Genomic DNA, 20,695 nt, shown 5'->3' with positions numbered 1-20,695 from the left:
CCTATTTAAGCTCTCTTGCTGGTACACCAGCTATTATGAGGTGATCACCAACATCTTTTGTGACAACGGAGCCGCCACCGACAATCGTGCCAGCCCCAATTGTAACTGCAGGAAGGAGCGTCGCATTATTTCCAACCTTCACTCCTTTTTTTAGATGTGGCCCTTTTAATAGATAATCTTTTGCCCCCATATACTTATCATTTGCCATCGAGACACAGGGACCAATAAAGACCTCATCTTCTAAGATCGTGTCGCCTGTTATATAGGAAAGGGTTTGGATCGTACAATTTTGACCAATGGTTGTATTTAGCTCAACAATGGCATTTCTTCCAATGACCGTACCTTTTCCGATAGAGACATTCTCTCGAATACTGGCATGGTCACCGATAAAAACATTTTCAGCAATCGTCGTATTTAAGTAAATCGAGGCCATATTACCGATAGTGGTATGATTGCCAATGATAAGTGGTTGTGATGCAAGGGTTTGCTGGCGCATCCGCTTATTGCCACCAGGGGTAATACCTAATACGCAATTCGCCCCAATTTCTACGTTATCACCGATTTGTGTCCCTTTTAAAATGACCGTATTATGACCAATGACGACATTTACTCCAAAGGTCACATCGTCTTCAATGACGACATTCCTTCCGATTATAGGTTGTACTGACATTAACTTGATCCTCCTTTATGAGTTGCAATGATTTTTTCAATTTCTTCCACCAGCTGTTTAGCTCGAACCGTTAAGGTATGGTTTTGATGAACAAACTGATAGCCCATTTCCGTTATTTTCTTTCTTTCCTCGTCATGCTCTAAATAATATGCAGCTTTCTTTTTAAAATCCGAATCAGTAATCGGGATAAAATGGGTTCCAGGTATAAAACCGAGGGCTTCTAGCTCTTCAAAAGTGGGTGCAAGCAATAATGTTTTACAAGCAAGTGCTTCAAAGTATTTCATGACAGGGTAAAGATAGATGGAAGGGCTAGTGAAGAAGATTTTTGAACGATTTAATTCGCGGGCATACTTCTCTCCAATAAAATATCCACTTTTCACTTTATTGGTTACATCTCCGTAGCCCGGATGACGATGGTAAATGAAATTTGGGTCCTGTTCATATGCTTTCGCGATTTTTTGACGAAGTGGATACATATCGTCAGTGGAGCCCATTAATAGAAGGTCAATGTCTTTTGGAAGTTGATAGTCTTTGTAAATTTTAGGTTGCACGAAATGAGGAAACCATTTTAGACGGTTCGAAAATTCTGGGTAAATTTCAAGAAATTGTTTTCGAATGATGGAAAAGATATAACCAATATTATTTTTCTTAATATAAATTCTTCGTGGCTCCTTAAATCGATAGACATCATTGACGATTAATCCTGTTGGTATGGATATTTTCGAAAGTCCTTGAATATAAGGGGTTAATTGATTAGCAATATCATTTTGAATTAGGATAAAATCAGGTTGGAATTGTAATTTCTTTAATATTGTTTGAATGGAACCTGATTTCCGCCAAATTTTGACGGTGGCAAATTCACTTAAAGCTTGTTCTAAATACTGGAAGTTCTTCACGATTAACGTTGAGGTGTCGTTTGAAATATAAAGGATCTTAACCATTTTGATTCCTCCATGGAAAGGACGAGTTCCCAAATATTGCTTTCCTAAACAAACGTACAAGTTATCCAAAATTCTCAGCATACATTATAGTAATCAATGATTCTGGGAGGATGTTGACGATGAAAGTTGGCGTTATTGGGACAGGAAAAATGGGTGAAAACCATTTGAAAAATTATATTGAAATATCCGATCAATGTGAAGTCGTTGGAATATATGATGTAAATGAAAGACGAGCAAGTGAGCTCGCTAGCAAATACAATGTGAAGTACTTTAAAGAGCTGGAAGAATTATTACGAAATGTAGAGGCAGTAAGTATAGCGGTTCCAACAAAGTATCATTATGAGGTTGCAATGGTTTGTTTGAACCACGGAGTTCATATCCTACTCGAAAAGCCAATGGCAAACAAGGTAATAGAAGCTAAACGAATATTAAAAAGAGCTGGTTCCACAGGGGTGAAAGTACAAGTGGGCCATATCGAGTTGTACAACCCACTGATCTATCTCTTGAAAGAACGGCTCAAAGATGAAAAGATTATAGCAATAGACATCCATCGGATGCAACCTTATGATATGCGAATGAAGAATGTTGATGTCGTATTTGATTTAATGATTCACGATATTTATATTGTAAAAGAGTTACTAGGTTCAGAAATCACCCATTTTAATACGATTGGGAAAATGGCAGAACAGATGCCAAAGCATGCGATTGTAAGTATGTTATTCGAGAATGGAACGGTCGCACAAATGACAGCTAGCTATAACTCGCAGGAAAAAATTCGGAGCATCCGAATTTTTACTGAAAAAGCAATCTTTAAAGTGGACCTGTTAAAAAATAAAATTGATGTTAATCGTACGACCCATTTTTCCGTTCAGAATGGAGAGTTAACATTTCCCCAAAAACTGTTGGAAACAATAGAAGTACCTCATTTTAATCCACTAAAGAGTCAGCTTCAGGATTTCATTCATTGTCTACAAACGGATAGAACACCATTTGTAACTGGGGAAGATGGAATGAATGTATTAAAAATCTGCACGAGAATTAGTAATGATATTAAACAATGGTCATCCAACCACGACGGAATGCTATTTGATGATGATTAGCAGGAAGAAAAAAAGGAAGCACGATTTAGGTGCTTCCTTTCAAAAAGGAGTAGATGGGTTGTGAGTAATATATAGTATGCGATATTCGAAGTTTGGTATGGACAAGCATTGAGATTTTGAAAATATTTTTCAAATATGTGATCGTGACTAAGAAAAATTGCTTATAGCATATTTTCAGAAAAAGGCGTATTTTAGTAGTATGAATGATAAGTACATAGAAGAAGGGTGAGTTGAAAATGAACTTAGGTTATATTAACGGAAAATTCGTTCAATTGGATGAGCTGGTGGTGCCGATTGAAGAAAGGGGACATCAATTCGGGGATGGCGTATATGAAGTCATTCAATGCTATAATGGTCATCCTTTTATGTTGGAAGAGCATTTACAAAGATTGATTCGTAGCTGTGAAGCGATTCGACTACCCATTACTGAAACACTTGCCGATTTTCGTGACATTATTTTTTCAGGTATTGAAAAGTCACAAATGCAAAATGGAAAAGTGTATTTGCAGGTCACAAGAGGTATCGCTGAAAGAAACCATCCATTCCCTGAAGTACCGGTATCAATTTCGATGACCTTAAAAGAAATGGAACCTATGCGCACAGAATATCGAGCTCAAGGCGTTCATGCGATTACACATGAAGATGAAAGATGGGCGAAATGCTATATTAAATCCCTAAATTTATTACCGAATATTTTAGCGAAGCAAGTTGCCCAGGAAGCAGGGTGCTTTGAAGCAATACTGGTGAGAGATGGCCATATCACTGAAGGAACAAGCTCAAATATATATATGGTGAAAGATGGAAAAGTAATTACAACACCACTGAGCAATCATATATTAGCAGGAATTACGAGAATGGCTGTGAAAGAATCAGCTGAAGAGCTAAATATTCCATTTGTGGAAAAAAACTTTACTGTAAAGGAACTTTTAGAAGCAGATGAAGTCTTTATGACAAGCACACTTGCAGAGGTCCTTCCAATTGTAAAAATAGACGGTGCTGACATCGGCACTGGTTCGCCTGGAGACATCACAAATAAGCTTTACATCCATTATCAAGAGCTCAAGAAAAGAGCAATGGAAGTGATGAAGTGAACATCGTCGATATGCATTGTGATGCCTTGATGAAGCTTGAGGAATCGAGAGGAAAAATGTCTTTTCAAACGGATTCTAATCTTGATGTCAATAAGAATCGGCTTCTAGAAGGAAATGTAAAGGTACAAGGTTTTGCGATATTTGTTGATCCGAATCTAAGGTCAAATCATCTTTTTGACATTGTTTTGGAGCAGGTCAGGCTTTTTCAAGATGAAGTGTTAGCGAAAAACGAAGATATTAAACATATTAAGGACTGGTCACAATTAGCTCATTTAAAAGACGGAGAAATTGGAGCCATTCTTACTTTAGAGGGAGTAGATGCAATCGGCAACGATTTAACTAAGCTCCAAATACTTTATCAACTTGGCGTACGCTCTGTTGGCTTAACGTGGAATAATGCCAATTTGGCAGCCGATGGTGCTGGAGAACCGAGAGGAGCAGGTTTAACTGCCTTTGGAAAAGAAATCGTTCATTTCAATAATGAACATCGTTTATTTACGGATGTGTCTCATTTAAGTGAAAGAGCTTTTTGGGATGTAATGGAAGTGGCGAAATATCCGATTGCTAGTCATTCGAATACGAAGAAGTACTGTGATCACCCTCGGAACTTAACTGATTCTCAAGCAAAAGAGATGTTTAAGCAAGGTGGATTGGTTCATGTTGTATACTATCCTCGTTTTGTAAAGAAAGATGGTACAGTTACAATAGCTGATTTAATTAGACATATTGAGCATCTTTGTGAACTTGGCGGAGTTAAACAAATTGGACTTGGTTCTGATTTTGATGGAATCGATATAAAAATTCCTCGATTAGCACATGCAGGAGAGGCACAAAACTTAATTAATGAGCTACTAAAACACTATTCAGAGGATGAAGTAAGGGGCTTTGCTTCAGAAAACTTTCTTCGGAATTTGCCGAGATAAGAAAAAAGGATCCTGTAAGCCAAAAATGGTTTAGAGGATCCTTTTTATGTTTATCGAATCATTTCTGAAAGCACGTAGTGGTGCAATAGTTTTGCTGTGTTTTCGATGCTGGATTGGTGAGTTCGTTCGAATGCGTGGGAAGAATCGATTCCAGGTCCGATTAATCCATGGACGATGTCATGGCCAGAGCGAATAGCAGCCGACGCATCGGAGCCGTAATACGGATAAATATCAAGCTTGTAGTCAATATTATGCTCTTCAGCAAGCTTCACTAAGGATTTGCGAAGTCCATAATGGTAAGGCCCAGAAGCATCTTTGACACAAATAGATACCGTGTATTCATCTGTTGATTGTCCATCCCCCATCGCTCCCATATCTACAGCTAAATACTCAACTGTTTCTGGGGTGATATTGGAGTTACCGCCATAGCCAATTTCTTCATTATTGGAAATGAGGAAGTGGGTAGTATAAGGTAATTCAATATCATTCAATTTGAAATGCTTAATTAATTGTAATAGGATGGCGACGCTGGCTTTGTCATCTAAATGACGAGACTTAATAAATCCGCTTGGAGTGAGTTCAACTCTTGGAGAGAAAGAAACGAAATCACCGACTTCTATGCCAAGATTTCGAACATCTTCAGCGTTTTTTACGACCTCATCAATGCGTACCTCCATATTGTCTTGGCTTCTTTCTGCTTTCCCTGCATCTTTATAAACGTGAACAGAGGTTTGATGCATAAGAATTGTACCTGTAAATCGGCGTCCAGAACTCGTTTCAATTTCGCAATATTCTCCTTCAATGGAGTTATATTTAAAGCCACCAATTAAATCAAGCTTTAATCGACCGCTCGGTTTAATTTCTTTCACCATCGCACCTAAAGTATCTACATGCGCTGTTAGCATGCGGTGCTTTGAAGTAGCTACTCCTGGTAATGTCGCAATTAAGCCACCTTTGCGATTGCGATATGTATCGACTTGTAACTCTTGAAGAAATTTTTCGACGTATGTAATAACTTCATTGGTGTTTCCAGTAGGACTTGGAATGGATACAAGCTCCTGTAAAAGATTCATCGTTTCTGTCGTATTTGGATAGGACAAACTTGATTCCCCCTTTATAGATTTAATATCTTTATCATCATACCATTAATTAAATGGACAATGTAAGAAAATTCCTGATAGGAGATTGATTCCTTCATTTTGTACAGGTAGAATGAGGATGAAGAATACAGTTAAGGAGGTCATTGGATGGGTGAATGCAAGCTTGACCATTCATTGGAAGATGTAAAAACTAAATTTGAGGCACAGTCTCCATTTTTACCTGAGGAAATAAAGTCATTATTTGAGAATTTTTTTCGTGAAGAACATTCACAACATATTTTGAATGATGTCTTTCATTTATTGAAAAAATATGACTTAGCGACTGATGAGGAAAAGGAAACGAGAAACAACCGTCTATTGATGGTCTTAAAAAATACATAAGCTCACAAAAGTCATGTTCACAAAGCTTGCTGAATACCCTTAATAACGAGAATCTTTTTCGAAAGACTAAAGAGGAGAGGGTATACGTGGCAAAGCTTTACAGCATGATCATTGATGCACCACTTGAGTGGGTGTGGTCATATATGGAGGATTTTGGTCATTGGGGACCGCTTGTTCCAGGGTATGTAAGTCACGAGATTATGAACGAGAAGCAGTCAAATTGGGTGTTCACGACAGACTTCGGTTTTATCAAAAAAAATTGGAGTTCGAGGTCCATATTTTAAGTAAAAATGCACCTAAAAGAATGACTTTTCAAGTGGATGGAAATAACGAAGGATTTACAGGGCACGGAAGTATTGAAGCCAAAAGCTTGAAGAGTAATCGTACATTTATTAGTGCTAGTCTTGATTTACAAGCAACAGGAACATTAGCGAAGATGATAAAGCCGATGTTGAAATCAAATCCTCCTAAAATCACAAATGAATTTAAGGAAGAAGTGACAGCTCGAATTCATCAATATCATCGATAATCAACTGGAGAAATCAAGACGATCTCTTAAAATTATATAGTAGCAAAAAACGTAGAGTCATGAATCTCTACGTTTTTTTTTGAAAATATATTGCTTTTTTTCTTAAATAGTGTAAAATTACACCAAAAGTAAAATATAGTAAAAAAGCTAAAATAAGGCAGGGGAGTTTGCATGAAACCTCTATCGGGAGAAGTAAAGAAACAGATTGTGCAAGAAGAACTTTGGAAGTTGAAAGTAAATCGTTATATTTCTTCTGATCTTTATGAAGAAGTAGTTAAAGCACATGAAGCGTATTATGTGGATATAGAAGAAAAGGTTGAAAAAGTAGATCCGCAACCTAAATCAGAAGAGCCACTAATTTCAAAAGTAGAAAAAAAGGTCGTGCCGCTAAAAGCGAAACCTATTATCAAAAAAACAGAAGATCAAATACGAGAACGGAATATTACTTGGCTTCTAAACCTAGGGGTTATCCTTTTGTTAATTGGAGGTTTGTATGTAGCTACAAGCAATTGGGACACGATGTCTAGTATTACAAAAGCTGGTTCTATTGGACTAATTTCCGTTTTGTTTTATGGAATTGCGTATGTATCGAAGAAAGTACTTAAGATTGATAAAACGGCTTTCGCCTTTCTGATCCTCGGGAGTCTATTTTTACCGATCTTTTTCTTGTCAGTAGCCTGGTTTGAACTTCTAGGAAGCTATTGGTCGATCAATGGAGAGGGTAGTAATCTGTTTGGGATGTTTAGTTGCTTACTCATCGTTCCGATTTATGTTCTTTTAGCAAATAAGCTCGGATCTAGATTATTTGTTTGGTTTACCTATATTACGTTTACAGTAGGGGTAGGCTATTTGTTTGCAGCATTAAACTTTAGTCAAGATAGCTTTTTTCTTGGGATGATGGCGTTTCAAGCGCTCACCATATATCTGTATCATCAAATAAAAAAGAAGGATTCATATAAACTTTTTATGGTAGAGTTTGCGAATTTTGCGCAGGCAAACTTAATTTTAACGACCGTACTAATGCTCATACTTTTCCATTCGAGCATGTATCTCGGCTTCAATCTAATCGTGACAGCTGTTATTTATTTATCGATGGTCTATGTAAGTGGTCGGAAGGAATTCCATTTTGTCTTTAGCGCAATGCTCGTGTACGGTGTTTTCCGATTTGTTGAGTTTTCAATGTTCGCTGAGATGAGTTCTTTTCTCTATGCATTAATCGGATTTGTTTTCTTACTTGTGCCACTTGTCTTAGACGATCAATTTCCTTGGAAAAAGATTTTTATGCTCACAAGTGCAATCGTGTCAGGTCTTGCTTTTCTATTTATTAGTTTAGAGGCAGTTCTAATCAATTTGGGTCAACCATCAATTCCATTATTGTTCGGCTATATAGCGATCAGCGGTAACTTTTTATATTTGAGCCATGTAGCGAAAAAATTATTGTTCCGTTATTTAAGCGCAGTGTTCATCTCAGTTGTTATGTTCGAAGCTTTATTACTGGTTGATGAAGTGATAACGGTGTCTCCGCTTATGATCTTTGTTGCTTTAATCGGCTTCGTCATGTTTGCTGGCTTTGGTCTTTACATAAATGTTAGGATTTTTGAACTTATTAAACAACCTGCAAGAGATATAGGATGGGCTTACATGGCGATTGCCGCATATGCTTCTTTGACGATGTATGCATGGTGGGAGGTGGCTATTATCCTCCTATTCATATACGTCAGTGCTATCATAAGTATAACGAAGGAATCAAGAGTAGAATTCCGTCCTTTTGCAAAGTGGTTGGCCCCCATATCGTTAGGATTAGCTATTTGGGCATTTTGTGAAGAGTGGAAAATAGCTTCACGATTTTACTCCGAACAGCTTGGACCTGCCTTTCACTTTCTATTTGCGAGCTTAGTTGTTACAGGAGTCTTATTTATCGTCAAAGATAAAGAGCTGAAAAGAAATCATTTTTACACATCTCTTGTGTATTATACGTTTGCTCTTCTAACCACAGCGGTCATTCCATTTCAAGTGCAGTGGTTTCAAACGCTCTTATTTGCAGGTGGAGTAGCGATGTACACTTGGTTATATGTCTACACAAAGAACAAATTAGTACCGTATTTGATAGCTTGCATGACGTTAATGACATATTATTCGCTGTTAGAGTCGATAGGGGAAATCTGGATTCTATTCGCTATCATAGGGGCAGTTATTCTCTTTATCGTTTCTTTCATGATGAAAAATCGTGATCTAAATATATATCGGGCCTTTGGCCTAATCGGACATATTTATATGCCTTTAGGATTATTGCTAACTCTATTTGTTCATGGAAATGAGGCAATTTGGAGCTTTTTAATCGCATTGATCATATATGGCGTCAGTACGATATTAGCAGAGCGTGAATGGAAACGAAAGTTCTTTTTATATGGCGCATTTACGATGATTTTTGCTACATTCGTGGCGGCCATTGCTCATTTGGAAACGATTGAAAAAGAATTCGCATTTTCTTTAACGAGCATCGTAATTGCAGGGCTATGGTATTTTGTAAATGAGCCTTATAAAAAGAGAATACTATATTACTTTATTCCTTTTTCATTAGTCGGCACCATGGTTTTCCTGAATATCTATCCTTATACAACCTTAATCTTTATCGTTTCAATTTTTTACTCTGTAGGTATATTAGTTGTTTTACATTTGTCGAAGTGGAGGATGCTGTCGATAATCCCAATCCTATTTATTTATACGGCTGTTCGACAGTATTTAGCCTATCATTCATTTGGAGAAATAAATGAAATAATTACGTTGGCTGTCTTTGGCATGGTCTTCCTTTTAGCAGGGAAATGGTTTTATCCTGCCTTTTACGAAAAGAAGGAGAATGAAATTCCTACTCTTGATGTGTACACCATATTTGCCGTTCTCTTTTTTGCAACGATCTATGGCTTTGAACAACCATATTTATGGATCAAAATTATTCCAGGCCTACTAATTGCTTTGACTGTCTGGTTACAAACAAATCGAATTCCAAGTGAATACAAGTGGGCTCCAACTTTTATCGCAGGAGCGTATTTGCTGCAACCGTACTATGCCATCATTTCTGAGATCTCTGTCCATGAACGCTTAGAAGCAGAAGTGTATGCCTTGCCATTTGTCCTTTTATCCATCTACCTAAGACTTTGTATGAAAGGACGTTATGAAAGAATCACAAATTACCTTCAATGGGGAATCCTTCTAGCAGTATCTGTTTTCCTCGTTATCGATGGCTTGGAATCGTCGACGATCTATGATGCTCTCATTCTCGGAAGTCTATCTTTAACATCGATTCTTGCTGGGGTATTCTTTAAGACTAAGTCGTATTTCTTTGTTGGTACAGGAGTTCTTTTGCTAAATGTGTTCATGCAGACGCGTCCTTTTTGGGGAAATCTCCCTTGGTGGGCTTACTTGCTTATCGCAGGAACGATATTAATTGCGGTTGCGAGCTCTAATGAATGGAATAAGCAAAAAGCAGCGAGAGGAGAAGCGACGTTCATTTCAACTTTAAAGGAAAAAGTCATGGGCGTGTGGAAATTATGGAAATAGTAAAGCTTTATTGCATATCTTCAGTATTGGGGAGGTGGAGTGATGAATTTCAAATTATATGAAGCAATAGAGATTTTAGAAAGGACACCTAAAACATTGCCAATTTTCCTGCTAGGTCTTTCTGAAAATTGGCTGACTTGTGATGAAGGGGAAGGGACTTGGAATATTACAGAGATTGTTGACCATCTCATTGAAGGGGAGAGAAGCAATTGGATCCCACGGCTAGAATTTATTCTGCAGGAAGGTGAAAATAAGCCGTTTCCAGCATTTGATCGATTTGCTCATCTGCAACAAAAAAAGGAAGTTGGTTTTCAACAAAAGTTAGAGGAATTTCAAATGATTCGATCACAAAACATTGGCCGTTTAAGAGCGCTTGTTGATTCCGATGTTCAATTGGAAGTAACAGGCTATCATCCAGCTTTCGGTGTTGTCAAGGTTAGAGAACTTATTTCCACTTGGGCTGTTCATGATTTAACACATATTGCGCAAATGGTTAGGGTCATGGCTGAAAGATATCGAGTCGATGTTGGTCCGTGGGTAGAATACTTAGGGATATTGAATAGAAAATCGTGAAAAAAGGGCGCTCAGTCGAATAAACTGGGGCGCCCTTAAATGATTTATTGAAAAAAGAAAATGCCCATCAATGAGTAAATGATTACGGTGGAAAAAAGAATGGTCATATGCAGCAGGGAATAAATAAACATCGATTTTGCCCACTTATGCGCATCCATTTTTTTCGAACCATACAGGCTTAATATGAGCCAGCCTATACTTAAGATAAGAGCTACAAGCATAAGGCCAAGGCTTATCGTCCCAATCAAAAAGCTCATGGCAATCATGATAACGAGATAAATATTCGTTTGTGTATAAGTCCTTTTAACCCCTTTAACAACAGGGAGCATCGGTACGTTGGCGGCTTCATATTGTTCATGATTGCGAATCGCAATTGCGTAAAAGTGGGGCATCTGCCATATAACTGTTACAAAGAATAAACCAATGATAGCGGGATGAGTGATATCAGGATGAATCGCTGCCCATCCGATTAATGGCGGCATCGCTCCAGAAATACTGCCAATTTCCGTATTATAAATGGTTCTTCGTTTGGACCACATCGTGTATGGTACGACATAAAAAAACAGCCCGAGAAAGCCAAGAAGAGCAGCTAATGGTGTCGCCAAAGCGAGAATGCCGATTCCTAAAATTGTCATCGCAATGCTAAGCAAAAATACCGCTACGGGAGAAACTTCTCCGGTGACTGTTGGTCGATTTCGAGTCCGCTTCATAATCGCATCAATATCTCGGTCATAGAGATTATTGAAGGCGCCAGCAGCAGCGATAACCAATGTAGTTCCGATAAAAGCATAAATGACGTTTGGGTATATCTCAATCAAGTTTTTATGATACGTAAAGATCGAAAGAGTTAGACCTGCAAACATCGGAATTAAGTTCGATTTAATAATGCCTGCCTTCACAGTGGCAGCAATAATTTTGGACAAAGGTCGTTTTGGAATCGCCAGTGTACTATGATTCTCATTTATCACTTTAAGTAGTCCTTTACAATAAATTTCGAAAATGTAGATGTCAATTTACACGTCGTGTGATATTAATCACCTTGTGATCGCAATACTATTTTACCATCATTCTGCAAATAAATTAAGTACCATGCCTGAAATGAGAGAAAAGTGGTCGCTTTTGGCTTAATGCCAATAATGAGAGAGCAGCAAAATGATGGAATATCGGGCAGTAAATGAATGAATTATCGTTTAGACTAGCGTAACCCCACGAGGAAACTTTTTATCAAATGGAATTGTAAACGTTTTATTTCTAAAACGATTGGAAAAAAGTGTAGAATAGAGAAAAAGAAAGGGGAATGAATGATGGATTTAGGTTTAAATGGCAAATCAGTATTAGTTCTTGCATCAAGTAAAGGATTGGGAAAGGCGATTGCCCAAGAATTTGCCCGTGAAGGTGCACGAGTGATGATTACGAGTCGAGATGGAGAGCTTCTTCAAGCGGTTGTGGAAGAAGCTTGTGGCGAGGTCCATGCCCAAGTTTGTGATATTACTAAATCTACTGAGATTAAGGCATTAGTGGAAAAGACGGTTACTTTATACGGTACGATCGATATTTTAGTTAATAATTGTGGTGGTCCTCGAGGTGGTAACTTTGATGATTTGGATGATCAAGCTTGGCATGAAGCGTTTGATTTAACGTTATTAAGCTATATTCGTACCATTCGTGAAGTGCTCCCGATTATGAGGAAAAATGGAAAAGGAAGAATCGTAAACGTAGCCTCCATTTCGATTAAACAGCCAATAGAAGGTTTATTGTTATCGAATACATTAAGAGCAGGTGTAAATGGACTTGCTAAAAGTTTATCGCAGGAATTGGCCAAAGACCATATTTTGATCAATACAGTAGGTCCTGGTAAGTTTGCCACTGACAGGGTTATCGAAATCGATCAGCAACAAGCAGATAAAAAAAATATAAGTCTTGAAGAACTGCAAAAGTCTTCCCAAAGTACGATTCCGCTTGGAAGATACGGACAGCCAAATGAATTTGCAAAAGCCGTTGTATTTTTAGCATCTGACGCAAATACATATATCACAGGACAATCGATATTAGTGGATGGGGGCTTAACAAAGGCGTTGTAATGGGCGAAAAAACTATACAAGTCATTAAATAATGGGGTGAAAAAAAGTGAATCGGTTGAATGGTACAATGGCTCATGCTGGGAAAAGTATTCCATTTTTATATCTCAGTCACAAAAAAAAGTCGAACACTTTAGCTATACTTCTACCTGGATTAGGATATACAAACCAGGCACCACTACTTTTCTACACGACAAGTATCATAGCTTCGAAAGGCTATGATGTTTTACAAGTGAACTACAAGTACTCAAGGGAAGAAATGTCTAATTTAAAGGAGGGAGACTTTACAGATGCTATTCTGAAGGTCATTCATCACATCATAGAGAAGCAGGATTACGAGCATTATATTTTAGTCGCTAAATCAATGGGAACCATTGCTCTTCCATATCTTTTAGAAAATCCACTTTTTCAATCAGCGAAAGTTGTGTGGCAAACCCCTTTACTTCAAAGAGAGGATGTATACAAGAGTCTTAGAATTACTAAAAATCGTGGTTTGCTATTTATCGGCGATAAGGATCCGTGCTATATAGAGGAGAGAGTGTCCTTTTTGCATAGCAGGACAAATCTTGCACTTCACATTATTGAGAATGGAGATCATGCTTTAGAGTTGAACAATGATGTATTTGCTTCAATTGAAATAATTTCCGATATTGTGAGAAAGATAGACGATTTTATATAAAAATCGACAAATTATACGATAATAATATTATGTAAACTAAAGCGTGAATTGATTTTTACATCAGAGAAATATGTCGAAAATTGCTATTTTATAATAATATTTTCTCTGTAAAGATGTCATACAATTGTTAGTTCATTACATGAATATTACAGTGTTATTAAAAAGGTCAAATAAAGAATACAACCTCTCGAAAGTTATAGACGGATAGAAATGGGGTATGGTAGTCTATAAAAGTTAAATTGGGAGGTTGAATATGAAAAATAGAGAAGCTTACTATGATAATGCAAAGTTTTTCCTAATCTTTTTCGTTGTATTTGGCCATTTAATCCAGTCCTATATTCATGAAGACAAATTTATTTATACGATATACACGACTCTATACACATTTCACATGCCGGCATTTATTCTAATATCAGGATTTTTTGCAAAAGGGTTCCATCAAAAGGGATACTTCACTAAAATAACGAAAAAATTGATTATCCCGTACTTGATTTTCCAAGGAATATACTCTCTTTACTACTATTTTCTTATGGATCAAAGTGTTACGGCTCTGAATCCATTAAATCCACAGTGGTCATTATGGTTTTTGATGAGTTTGTTTTGCTGGAATGTGATGCTATTTGTATTTGCAAAATGGAAACCAGCCGTATCCTTGGTAATGGCTGTTAGTTTAGGAATTCTAGTGGGTTATTTTAATGAAATTAGCAATTTTTTAAGTTTGTCGCGAACGTTTGTCTTTTTTCCATTCTTTCTCCTTGGGTATTATTTGAAAAAGGAGCACTTCGAAAAAGTCAAACATATTAAATTTCGTTACTTATCACTAGGGGTTTTGCTCGCCATTTTTCTTATTGTTTATGTGTCGCCAACTTTCGAATATAGATGGTTATTCGGTTCCAAGCCATATGATATCGTGAACGAGTACGAAATTAATGGCGGTCTTATTCGTCTAGGTGTTTATGCAGTCGCCCTTTTAGCAACGTTGAGCTTTTTAGCACTTGTTCCGCGACGCCATTATTTCTTTACAAAATGGGGAACAGGCTCTATCTATGTTTATCTATTACATGGTTTCTTTGTGAAGTACTTTCGAACAAGTGAGTTTGAGGGAGTTCTCAGTGAATCTGAGCAAATTGTAGTTCTAATCTTTTTATCATTGTTATTAACAGGTTTCTTATCAAGCAAATGGATTAGAAAGATTGCTCAACCATTAATTGAACTAAAGGTAGGCTTTTCTAAGAAGTATGCAGTAGATGGAGGAGACAAACAAAGAAGAATGTGAAGATGATTCTACATGTATACATCCCGACAAGGGTAGACTCTTAATAACTAATTATTAGGGGTCTTTTTTATGAAAAAATATTTCTTTTTCATGATCTTTATGACAATAATATTTGGAATTTGTTCAAAGCCTTTTCTTGCAAGTCGTGAACTCCAAATTGTTGCATTTGGTGATTCCATTACATATGGAACAGGTGATCCGGAGAGGAAGGGCTATGTAGAAAGGATTAAAGTGGCAATGGAGCAAAAGGGCCTGCCATCTGTTCATATTTCTAATTTCGGAGTCCCGAAATATACAACGATGGATATTCTGAAACTTTTACAAAATAAAAAAGTGGTTAAGAACATTGAAGAGGCAAACTATATTATTCTTTATGTAGGTACAAATGATTTTCGTCAAAGTGCTCAATATGTATTCAAACCTCTTCCTTATAAGAAGCTATCGAAAGGGAAAAATCTTTACACGGAGCATCTACTTCGAATCATTCATGTCTTGAGAGACGCTAATCCATTTGCCCCGATTATCGTATTAGGACTTTATCATCCGTACGTTGAATATGAAAATCAAAAAGAGATTTACGAAACGATTGAAGAATGGAATAAAGGAATTAAAAAAGTTACGCAAAATTTTCCACAAACCTATTTTATCCCAACAGCAGATTTGTTTATTAATCGTGACAAAAAACGATACTTTAGTGATTCTCTCCATCTAAATGAAAGAGGATATGATCTTTTAAGTGAACGTGTGACAGATTCATTATTGTCATTGGAAGTGCAACAATAAAGGCTAGCTATTTTCAGCTAACCTAAAGACTTCTTTTTATGGCTACATCCGTGCTCGTACAAGAGGGGCACCATACTAGAATCGTGTTGGCTCATTCTACTATAAACTTCCAATATATATGAGGTTCTCGATTCGTTCTGCATCCAATCCACCACTCAAAATCGTTTGGACATCATTTATAGCATCAACTAGTCGAACTGATTCTCCAGTTCTGCCTGTGTAATCTTCGGCAATAATAAATGGTTGGGTTAAATATGCCTCTAGACGTTCTCCTCTGCGATAGATTTCTAACTCTGATGAGGGGAGACTCTCCATCCCTCTTACAGAAACCAATGAACGTAATTCGCGAAATCTACGGAGCAGTTTTCTAGCATGCAGCTGTATGGAAAAATGGAATTCGTCAAGATGATTTCCTTCTAATACAGAAGACGTGGAGTAGATGGGATTTATCGCTGGAAACAAGTTTCGTGCAGCTAGGTCGGCATCAAAATATAAGAGCGTTTCGAGCGGACCATAAGGAAGTTCCTCATCGACTACTTGCCCTTTTAAATCAACTAGAAAGGTTGTAACGTCTTCAACATTTTGAAGTTGTATCCGATTTTGTAAATCAAAAATTTCCCCAGAGATTACATGCTCTCTGTCTGTTGCTAAGATGATTTCATTGTTATTCGTTGCCAATTCGCAGATTAAATGATAAGTTTCTTCAATTGAGTTTGTAATATGGTCGACATCTTTTAGCAAATCAGCAAGTTCAGGGTATTGCCCTTTAGGTTTGAATAAAATCGATACATAGTTATCTTCCTTAAATCGATGTAACATCTCACCAAGTAATACTAATTGGCCCATTCCAGGACGGGCAATGAGACCAATTGTTCCACCTTTTGCAATTGGGGCAAATAAATCCACTGCTTTAATTTTTGTTTCGAGAATGGTTATTGGTTCATTACGTATGACGAGTTCATCAAGACTACATTTTGCTAATGTTGCAAGAGCTACAAGAGTGCGAACCTCAGATCGACCAACTGGAATTTTCCCCGTACACAAATTTGAAACTGTAGCTGGTCGTAATCCTACAGATCGGGCGGCACTGGTTAGATTAGGTACTCTCTTTTTTAACAAGGGGACATTCAATTTAATGTTATCGATTTTAGACACCTACTTTATTTATTAGGAAATTATCAATCGTTTCAATGAATGTTGTCACATCTGGTTCAAAAATATTATGGTCTGATTCTTTGAAAACGGTCCATTCCGCATTCGGCAAATTTTTCAAGTATCTCTTTCCATCTTCAGAAGATAATATGGATCCTTTCATCCCCCCTTGAATAATTAGTGCGGGACAAGTAATGTTATGCAACTCTTCCCAAAAGAATACTTCAGAAGAATCTCGTTCGATTCCAATTAAGGCTGTTTTCGTTATGCGCTCAAGAATAGGTTTTCCTCTCCAAGGGGGAAGTGTTAAATAAAACTCTGCCCAGCCAGGAGGTAACGCACTATGTATCGCAGGATAATCTCCAATGATTAAGCCTCTTAAAGAAGTTGTGTTCTGAAGAGCAAACCCAATCGTATATGAGACGCCTCTTGAAAAGCCAAAAAGAACATATTTTTCTAAATTTAGATGCTGGATAATCGCACAAATATCATTTACATGATCTGACAGTGTATAGCCTGTTTCCGGACTACTACTTGCTCCACGACCTCGAAGTGTGATGATAACCGTATGTCTTGGAGATAGCATATCAATGAAAGGGGTATAGTCGTCTGCTGATTCACTAAGTCCAGGAATGATAACGAAAGGTGTTCCTTCTAAATGACGGTTTACCTCTGTGAAGTGTATGTTTACTCCATCATGCTCAACTGTACCTGTTCGAATATTCATTTCATATCCCACCCTATATTTATTTACTAAATAATTGATAGATGTTGTGTTACTTTTAAAAGTAATAAAAATTACGTTATAAGTCAATATAATTTTAGTAAACTCTGTTTTTTTGTATAGATTGTGGTTATTTGTAAAAACCTAGAAGCCGGCTTTTACCCTTATATCACGGTTATGGCTATACAAGAAGTGTGTGACTGTACTTTTCGCTCCCTAAATCAGGCATTTTATTTCTTATTGAGAAGTGGTAGGTTAGAAATGGGGGTTTACGATTTTGTCTATCGGTTCATTCCTTGACATTATAGCTATGGTGAAATTTAAGCAATATATTCAAAAAGAATTGGAGGAGAAATAGATGACCGTACTTTTTAGAGTAGAATTATATGTGAAAGATATTGAAGAATCGCTAACGTTTTATCAAAATATTATTGGTTTACAGTTGTTTGGAAGAAATGAACGTTCTGGAAGATTTAATTATGATTGTTTTTCCTTATTAGTAACTTCAGTTAGTGTTCTTGATGAAAAACATTATTTTAGTAGAAACACGGAAGTGAATATGAAGGGGAAGGGGGTTGAATTCATTATTGTCGTCGATGAACTAGAGAGGGTGTATGAACGTTGTTGTAAATATAATTATCCAATCGAAGTTGAAGTGGAACAGTATCCTTGGGAGATGAGAGGATTCAAAATAATAGACCCAGATGGCTATTTTTTAAGAATTACATCAAAATAAGCCCTTGAAGAGGGATAGAAACGATTCGAGGAATGAGGGTCACTTGTAAAAAATGTTTCTAATTATTGTAAATTATCTTTATCCACTTCTTTTAGTTTACGATAAAACGCTGCCTGACAGACCCTTGTTATTGCGCAGTTTTCTGTTACTATTTTTCTCTGTTGTTTTTTGTAATTCCATAGCATGGCTTATCCTTTCGAAGAATCTGAATTTTCTCCAAATAGTGCGTAGGTATCAATAAACAGTGACGTTACAGTCTAATCTCTTCCTCTTTACCTATCAGACGTATTATGCTAAACAAAAAAGAAACCACTAATTTCGTGATTTCTTATCCTTGAATCGGTAATTTTATGGTGAAAGTCGTGCCTTTTGGATGATTTTGTGACGCTGAAATGGAACCATTATGTTTTTTAACGATCCATTGAGCAATGGAAAGTCCAAGTCCACTGCCGCCAGTTTCTCTAGAACGAGCTTGATCTTCTCTGTAGAATCGTTCAAATATAAGATTTTTATTTTCTTCTTTAATGCCAACTCCTGTATCCATTACATCAATAACGATTTTATTATCAGAAACGGATGATTGTATTTTGATGTAGTCACCATGACCAGTATATTTTAATGCGTTATCAAGTAAAATGACGAATAATTGATGAAGTCGAGTTTCATCTGCTTCTATGGTTGTTTTAGTATTTAAATTTAATGAAAAGTGCTTATTTTGAGATTCAGCAATTTCAATATAGGGTTCACAAATCTTTTCAATAAAGTCGTCCACCATGATCGCTGTTTTAACAAGTTCTGTTTCGGAAGCATCTGCTCGTGCTAATGTCAGTAAATCTGTTGTAAGCTTGGTTAGCCTCCGGGTTTCAGATAGACTGAGTGCGATGTTCTCAAATTTGTCCATAATCTTCTCATGTGGGTTAGTGAGCAGTAGCTCTAATTTGTTTTGGATAATGGTTAACGGTGTTCTAAGTTCGTGTGAAGCATTTTCAACAAATTCTGTTTGTTTATTCCAAGAATGAATGATCGGATTCATCATTTTTTTCGAGAGAAAATAGCTAGCTGAAATGGACAGGATAATAAAGATAGATGAGCATATGATAAGAAGTTCTCCAAAATGCTCAATGATTGTTTTTTCAGCATCAATATTAATCATTAACTGAGTATAGGCAATCTCATCATTTTCGTTGACGTCTTTAAATAATAGATAACGGAAATTATAAGCATCGTTAACGGACATATTCGTGATCGTATCTACTGTACTGGTATCTAATTGATAATCTTGTAAATAACTTTCATAAAACAACGTACCCATTCGATTTTCATTCATGATTTTCCCAGAACTATTCCAATTTAAGACGATAATTCGAGGATTTGGTTCATTTCTTAATCTTTCATTAGGTGGGAGATTCATATTTGAGCTAGGTAGTCTGAATTCAGTCACAGCTTGTTCTTCCAACATTTCCTTAAAACGCATAAGCTCTTCGTCCGTTTGTGAGAACAATGTACGTTGAACCTGGCTGAAGACGATAATTCCAAATATAGAAAAAATAATTGTAAAAGCAATTAAATTAAGAATCATAAAATTGATTTGTTGTCTTTTGAATATTTGTCTTTTACCCATTTCCTTCACCATTTTCTGATAGCATATAACCTAAGCCCCGAAAGGTCTTAATATAGTGATCATAATGATATTGCTTCAAGGTTTTTCGTAAGTTACTAGCATACACTTCAACAACTGTTGTAGAAGTATCTGACTCGAATCCCCAAATTCGATCAAAGATTTGTTCTTTCGTTAAAATCGTGTTTTTATTGTTCATTAAATACTCAAGCAGGTCGAATTGTTTTCCGTTTAATTTAATAAGTTCCCCTTTGATAGAGGCTGTTCTATTGATAACATTTAATTTTAACTCTTTAAAAGAAAGGCTGTTTTCTCTAAATTCCGCTCCGGTTCTTCTAACAATTGCCTCCAAGCGCAATAATAGCTCTTCACGATGGAAGGGTTTGACTAAATAATCATCGGCTCCAACCTTAAATCCTTGAATTTTATCATCAATTCCATCCTTTGCGGTTAACATGACCACTGGAGTAAAGATTTGTTTTTTTCGTAATTGTTGAAGGATTTCATAGCCATTCATATGTGGAAGCATGATATCAAGAATAATGCAGTCATAAATATTTTGTTCTGCTAAATAAAGCCCTTCTTCGCCGTCAAAGGCTTGTTCGACATCGAACAAGTTCTCAGTCGTTTCTTTAATCGTGTCTGAAAGGTAGGAATCATCCTCTATAATTAATAGTTTCAATGGTAAACTCTCCTAAATTGAATAGTTAATAGCTTGATTATAGGACGAACTTAGTGATTTTGGGAAATTTTTTATCTATGATAGCCTAAAAGAATGGGATT

The 20,695-nt window shown here is 36.7% G+C and carries 21 protein-coding genes; 13 read left to right on the top strand and 8 right to left on the bottom strand.

Features of this window, described 5'->3' with window-relative positions; genetic code table 11:
• Position 1 precedes the first annotated feature (1 nt).
• Positions 2-670: an acyltransferase gene (locus tag BMSHG_RS01090; protein ID WP_019152580.1), complete on the bottom strand. Its 669-nt coding sequence runs from the start codon at positions 668-670 to the stop codon at positions 2-4.
• Positions 670-1,611, bottom strand: a complete 942-nt coding sequence (locus BMSHG_RS01085; protein WP_019152579.1) for a glycosyltransferase family protein — start codon at positions 1,609-1,611, stop codon at positions 670-672. The genes BMSHG_RS01090 and BMSHG_RS01085 overlap by 1 nt, the downstream gene beginning before the upstream one ends.
• Before the next feature lie 119 nt (positions 1,612-1,730).
• Between BMSHG_RS01085 and BMSHG_RS01080 the strand changes: the two genes are divergently transcribed.
• From BMSHG_RS01080 to BMSHG_RS01070, 3 genes are all read left to right on the top strand, one after another.
• Positions 1,731-2,711, top strand: coding sequence for a Gfo/Idh/MocA family protein (locus BMSHG_RS01080; protein WP_019152578.1), 981 nt, complete (start codon positions 1,731-1,733; stop codon positions 2,709-2,711).
• A 236-nt stretch (positions 2,712-2,947) separates the two neighbouring features.
• On the top strand, positions 2,948-3,802 hold the full coding sequence (gene dat / locus BMSHG_RS01075; protein ID WP_019152577.1) for a D-amino-acid transaminase: 855 nt from the start codon (positions 2,948-2,950) through the stop codon (positions 3,800-3,802).
• Positions 3,799-4,725: a dipeptidase gene (locus BMSHG_RS01070; RefSeq protein ID WP_019152576.1), complete on the top strand. Its 927-nt coding sequence runs from the start codon at positions 3,799-3,801 to the stop codon at positions 4,723-4,725. The genes dat and BMSHG_RS01070 overlap by 4 nt, the downstream gene beginning before the upstream one ends.
• A gap of 50 nt (positions 4,726-4,775) precedes the next feature.
• Here the strand turns inward: BMSHG_RS01070 and BMSHG_RS01065 are convergent, their stop codons facing one another.
• Complete coding sequence (locus BMSHG_RS01065) at positions 4,776-5,825, bottom strand: M42 family metallopeptidase (RefSeq protein WP_019152575.1); 1,050 nt, start codon at positions 5,823-5,825, stop codon at positions 4,776-4,778.
• A gap of 147 nt (positions 5,826-5,972) precedes the next feature.
• Here BMSHG_RS01065 and BMSHG_RS01060 point away from each other — a divergent pair, with 147 nt between their 5' ends.
• The 5 genes from BMSHG_RS01060 (at position 5,973) to BMSHG_RS01040 (ending at position 10,866) form a co-directional block, all read left to right on the top strand.
• Positions 5,973-6,206, top strand: coding sequence for a hypothetical protein (locus BMSHG_RS01060; RefSeq protein ID WP_019152574.1), 234 nt, complete (start codon positions 5,973-5,975; stop codon positions 6,204-6,206).
• 86 nt (positions 6,207-6,292) lie between these two features.
• Positions 6,293-6,490, top strand: a complete 198-nt coding sequence (locus BMSHG_RS28105) for an SRPBCC family protein (protein WP_019152573.1) — start codon at positions 6,293-6,295, stop codon at positions 6,488-6,490.
• A 32-nt stretch (positions 6,491-6,522) separates the two neighbouring features.
• Positions 6,523-6,735 carry an SRPBCC family protein gene (locus tag BMSHG_RS28100; RefSeq protein ID WP_148346782.1) on the top strand — a complete coding sequence of 71 codons (213 nt, stop codon included), beginning with the start codon at positions 6,523-6,525 and terminating at the stop codon, positions 6,733-6,735.
• A 171-nt stretch (positions 6,736-6,906) separates the two neighbouring features.
• Positions 6,907-10,293: an SCO7613 C-terminal domain-containing membrane protein gene (locus tag BMSHG_RS01045; RefSeq protein WP_019152571.1), complete on the top strand. Its 3,387-nt coding sequence runs from the start codon at positions 6,907-6,909 to the stop codon at positions 10,291-10,293.
• 42 nt (positions 10,294-10,335) lie between these two features.
• Entirely contained in the window at positions 10,336-10,866 is a 531-nt protein-coding gene (locus tag BMSHG_RS01040) for a DinB family protein (protein ID WP_019152570.1), read from the top strand.
• 44 nt (positions 10,867-10,910) lie between these two features.
• Here BMSHG_RS01040 and cyoE read toward each other — a convergent pair whose 3' ends face one another.
• Entirely contained in the window at positions 10,911-11,834 is a 924-nt protein-coding gene (gene cyoE, locus BMSHG_RS01035) for a heme o synthase (protein ID WP_019152569.1), read from the bottom strand.
• Positions 11,835-12,170: 336 nt separating this feature from the next.
• On the opposite strand from cyoE, the gene BMSHG_RS01030 reads away from it, so the two are divergent.
• From BMSHG_RS01030 to BMSHG_RS01015, 4 genes are all read left to right on the top strand, one after another.
• Positions 12,171-12,947, top strand: a complete 777-nt coding sequence (locus BMSHG_RS01030; protein WP_019152568.1) for an SDR family oxidoreductase — start codon at positions 12,171-12,173, stop codon at positions 12,945-12,947.
• Between the two features lie 46 nt (positions 12,948-12,993).
• Positions 12,994-13,623 carry an alpha/beta family hydrolase gene (locus tag BMSHG_RS01025; protein WP_019152567.1) on the top strand — a complete coding sequence of 210 codons (630 nt, stop codon included), beginning with the start codon at positions 12,994-12,996 and terminating at the stop codon, positions 13,621-13,623.
• Positions 13,624-13,876: 253 nt separating this feature from the next.
• Complete coding sequence (locus tag BMSHG_RS01020; protein WP_019152566.1) at positions 13,877-14,899, top strand: acyltransferase family protein; 1,023 nt, start codon at positions 13,877-13,879, stop codon at positions 14,897-14,899.
• A 69-nt stretch (positions 14,900-14,968) separates the two neighbouring features.
• Complete coding sequence (locus tag BMSHG_RS01015) at positions 14,969-15,682, top strand: GDSL-type esterase/lipase family protein (protein WP_019152565.1); 714 nt, start codon at positions 14,969-14,971, stop codon at positions 15,680-15,682.
• A 99-nt stretch (positions 15,683-15,781) separates the two neighbouring features.
• Here BMSHG_RS01015 and BMSHG_RS01010 read toward each other — a convergent pair whose 3' ends face one another.
• Positions 15,782-16,828 (bottom strand): ATP synthase subunit B, encoded by a 1,047-nt coding sequence (locus tag BMSHG_RS01010; protein ID WP_026073281.1) that lies wholly within the window; start codon positions 16,826-16,828, stop codon positions 15,782-15,784.
• A gap of 1 nt (position 16,829) precedes the next feature.
• Positions 16,830-17,561 (bottom strand): alpha/beta fold hydrolase, encoded by a 732-nt coding sequence (locus BMSHG_RS01005; protein WP_019152563.1) that lies wholly within the window; start codon positions 17,559-17,561, stop codon positions 16,830-16,832.
• A gap of 355 nt (positions 17,562-17,916) precedes the next feature.
• Between BMSHG_RS01005 and BMSHG_RS00995 the strand changes: the two genes are divergently transcribed.
• Positions 17,917-18,294: a VOC family protein gene (locus BMSHG_RS00995; protein ID WP_019152562.1), complete on the top strand. Its 378-nt coding sequence runs from the start codon at positions 17,917-17,919 to the stop codon at positions 18,292-18,294.
• A 328-nt stretch (positions 18,295-18,622) separates the two neighbouring features.
• On the opposite strand, the gene BMSHG_RS00990 is transcribed toward BMSHG_RS00995, so the two are convergent.
• Both BMSHG_RS00990 and BMSHG_RS00985 read right to left on the bottom strand, forming a co-directional pair.
• Positions 18,623-19,915, bottom strand: coding sequence for a sensor histidine kinase (locus BMSHG_RS00990; protein WP_019152561.1), 1,293 nt, complete (start codon positions 19,913-19,915; stop codon positions 18,623-18,625).
• On the bottom strand, positions 19,908-20,594 hold the full coding sequence (locus tag BMSHG_RS00985; RefSeq protein WP_019152560.1) for a response regulator transcription factor: 687 nt from the start codon (positions 20,592-20,594) through the stop codon (positions 19,908-19,910). Before BMSHG_RS00985 ends, BMSHG_RS00990 begins: the two co-directional genes overlap by 8 nt.
• Positions 20,595-20,695 lie beyond the last annotated feature (101 nt).

The organism is Robertmurraya massiliosenegalensis JC6 (genome assembly GCF_000311725.1).
In the GTDB taxonomy this organism is placed as follows: Bacteria; Bacillota; Bacilli; order Bacillales; family Cytobacillaceae; genus Robertmurraya; species Robertmurraya massiliosenegalensis.
The sequence above is the reverse complement of the archived record's forward strand: the minus strand, read 5'-3'. Positions and strand labels throughout refer to the sequence as shown.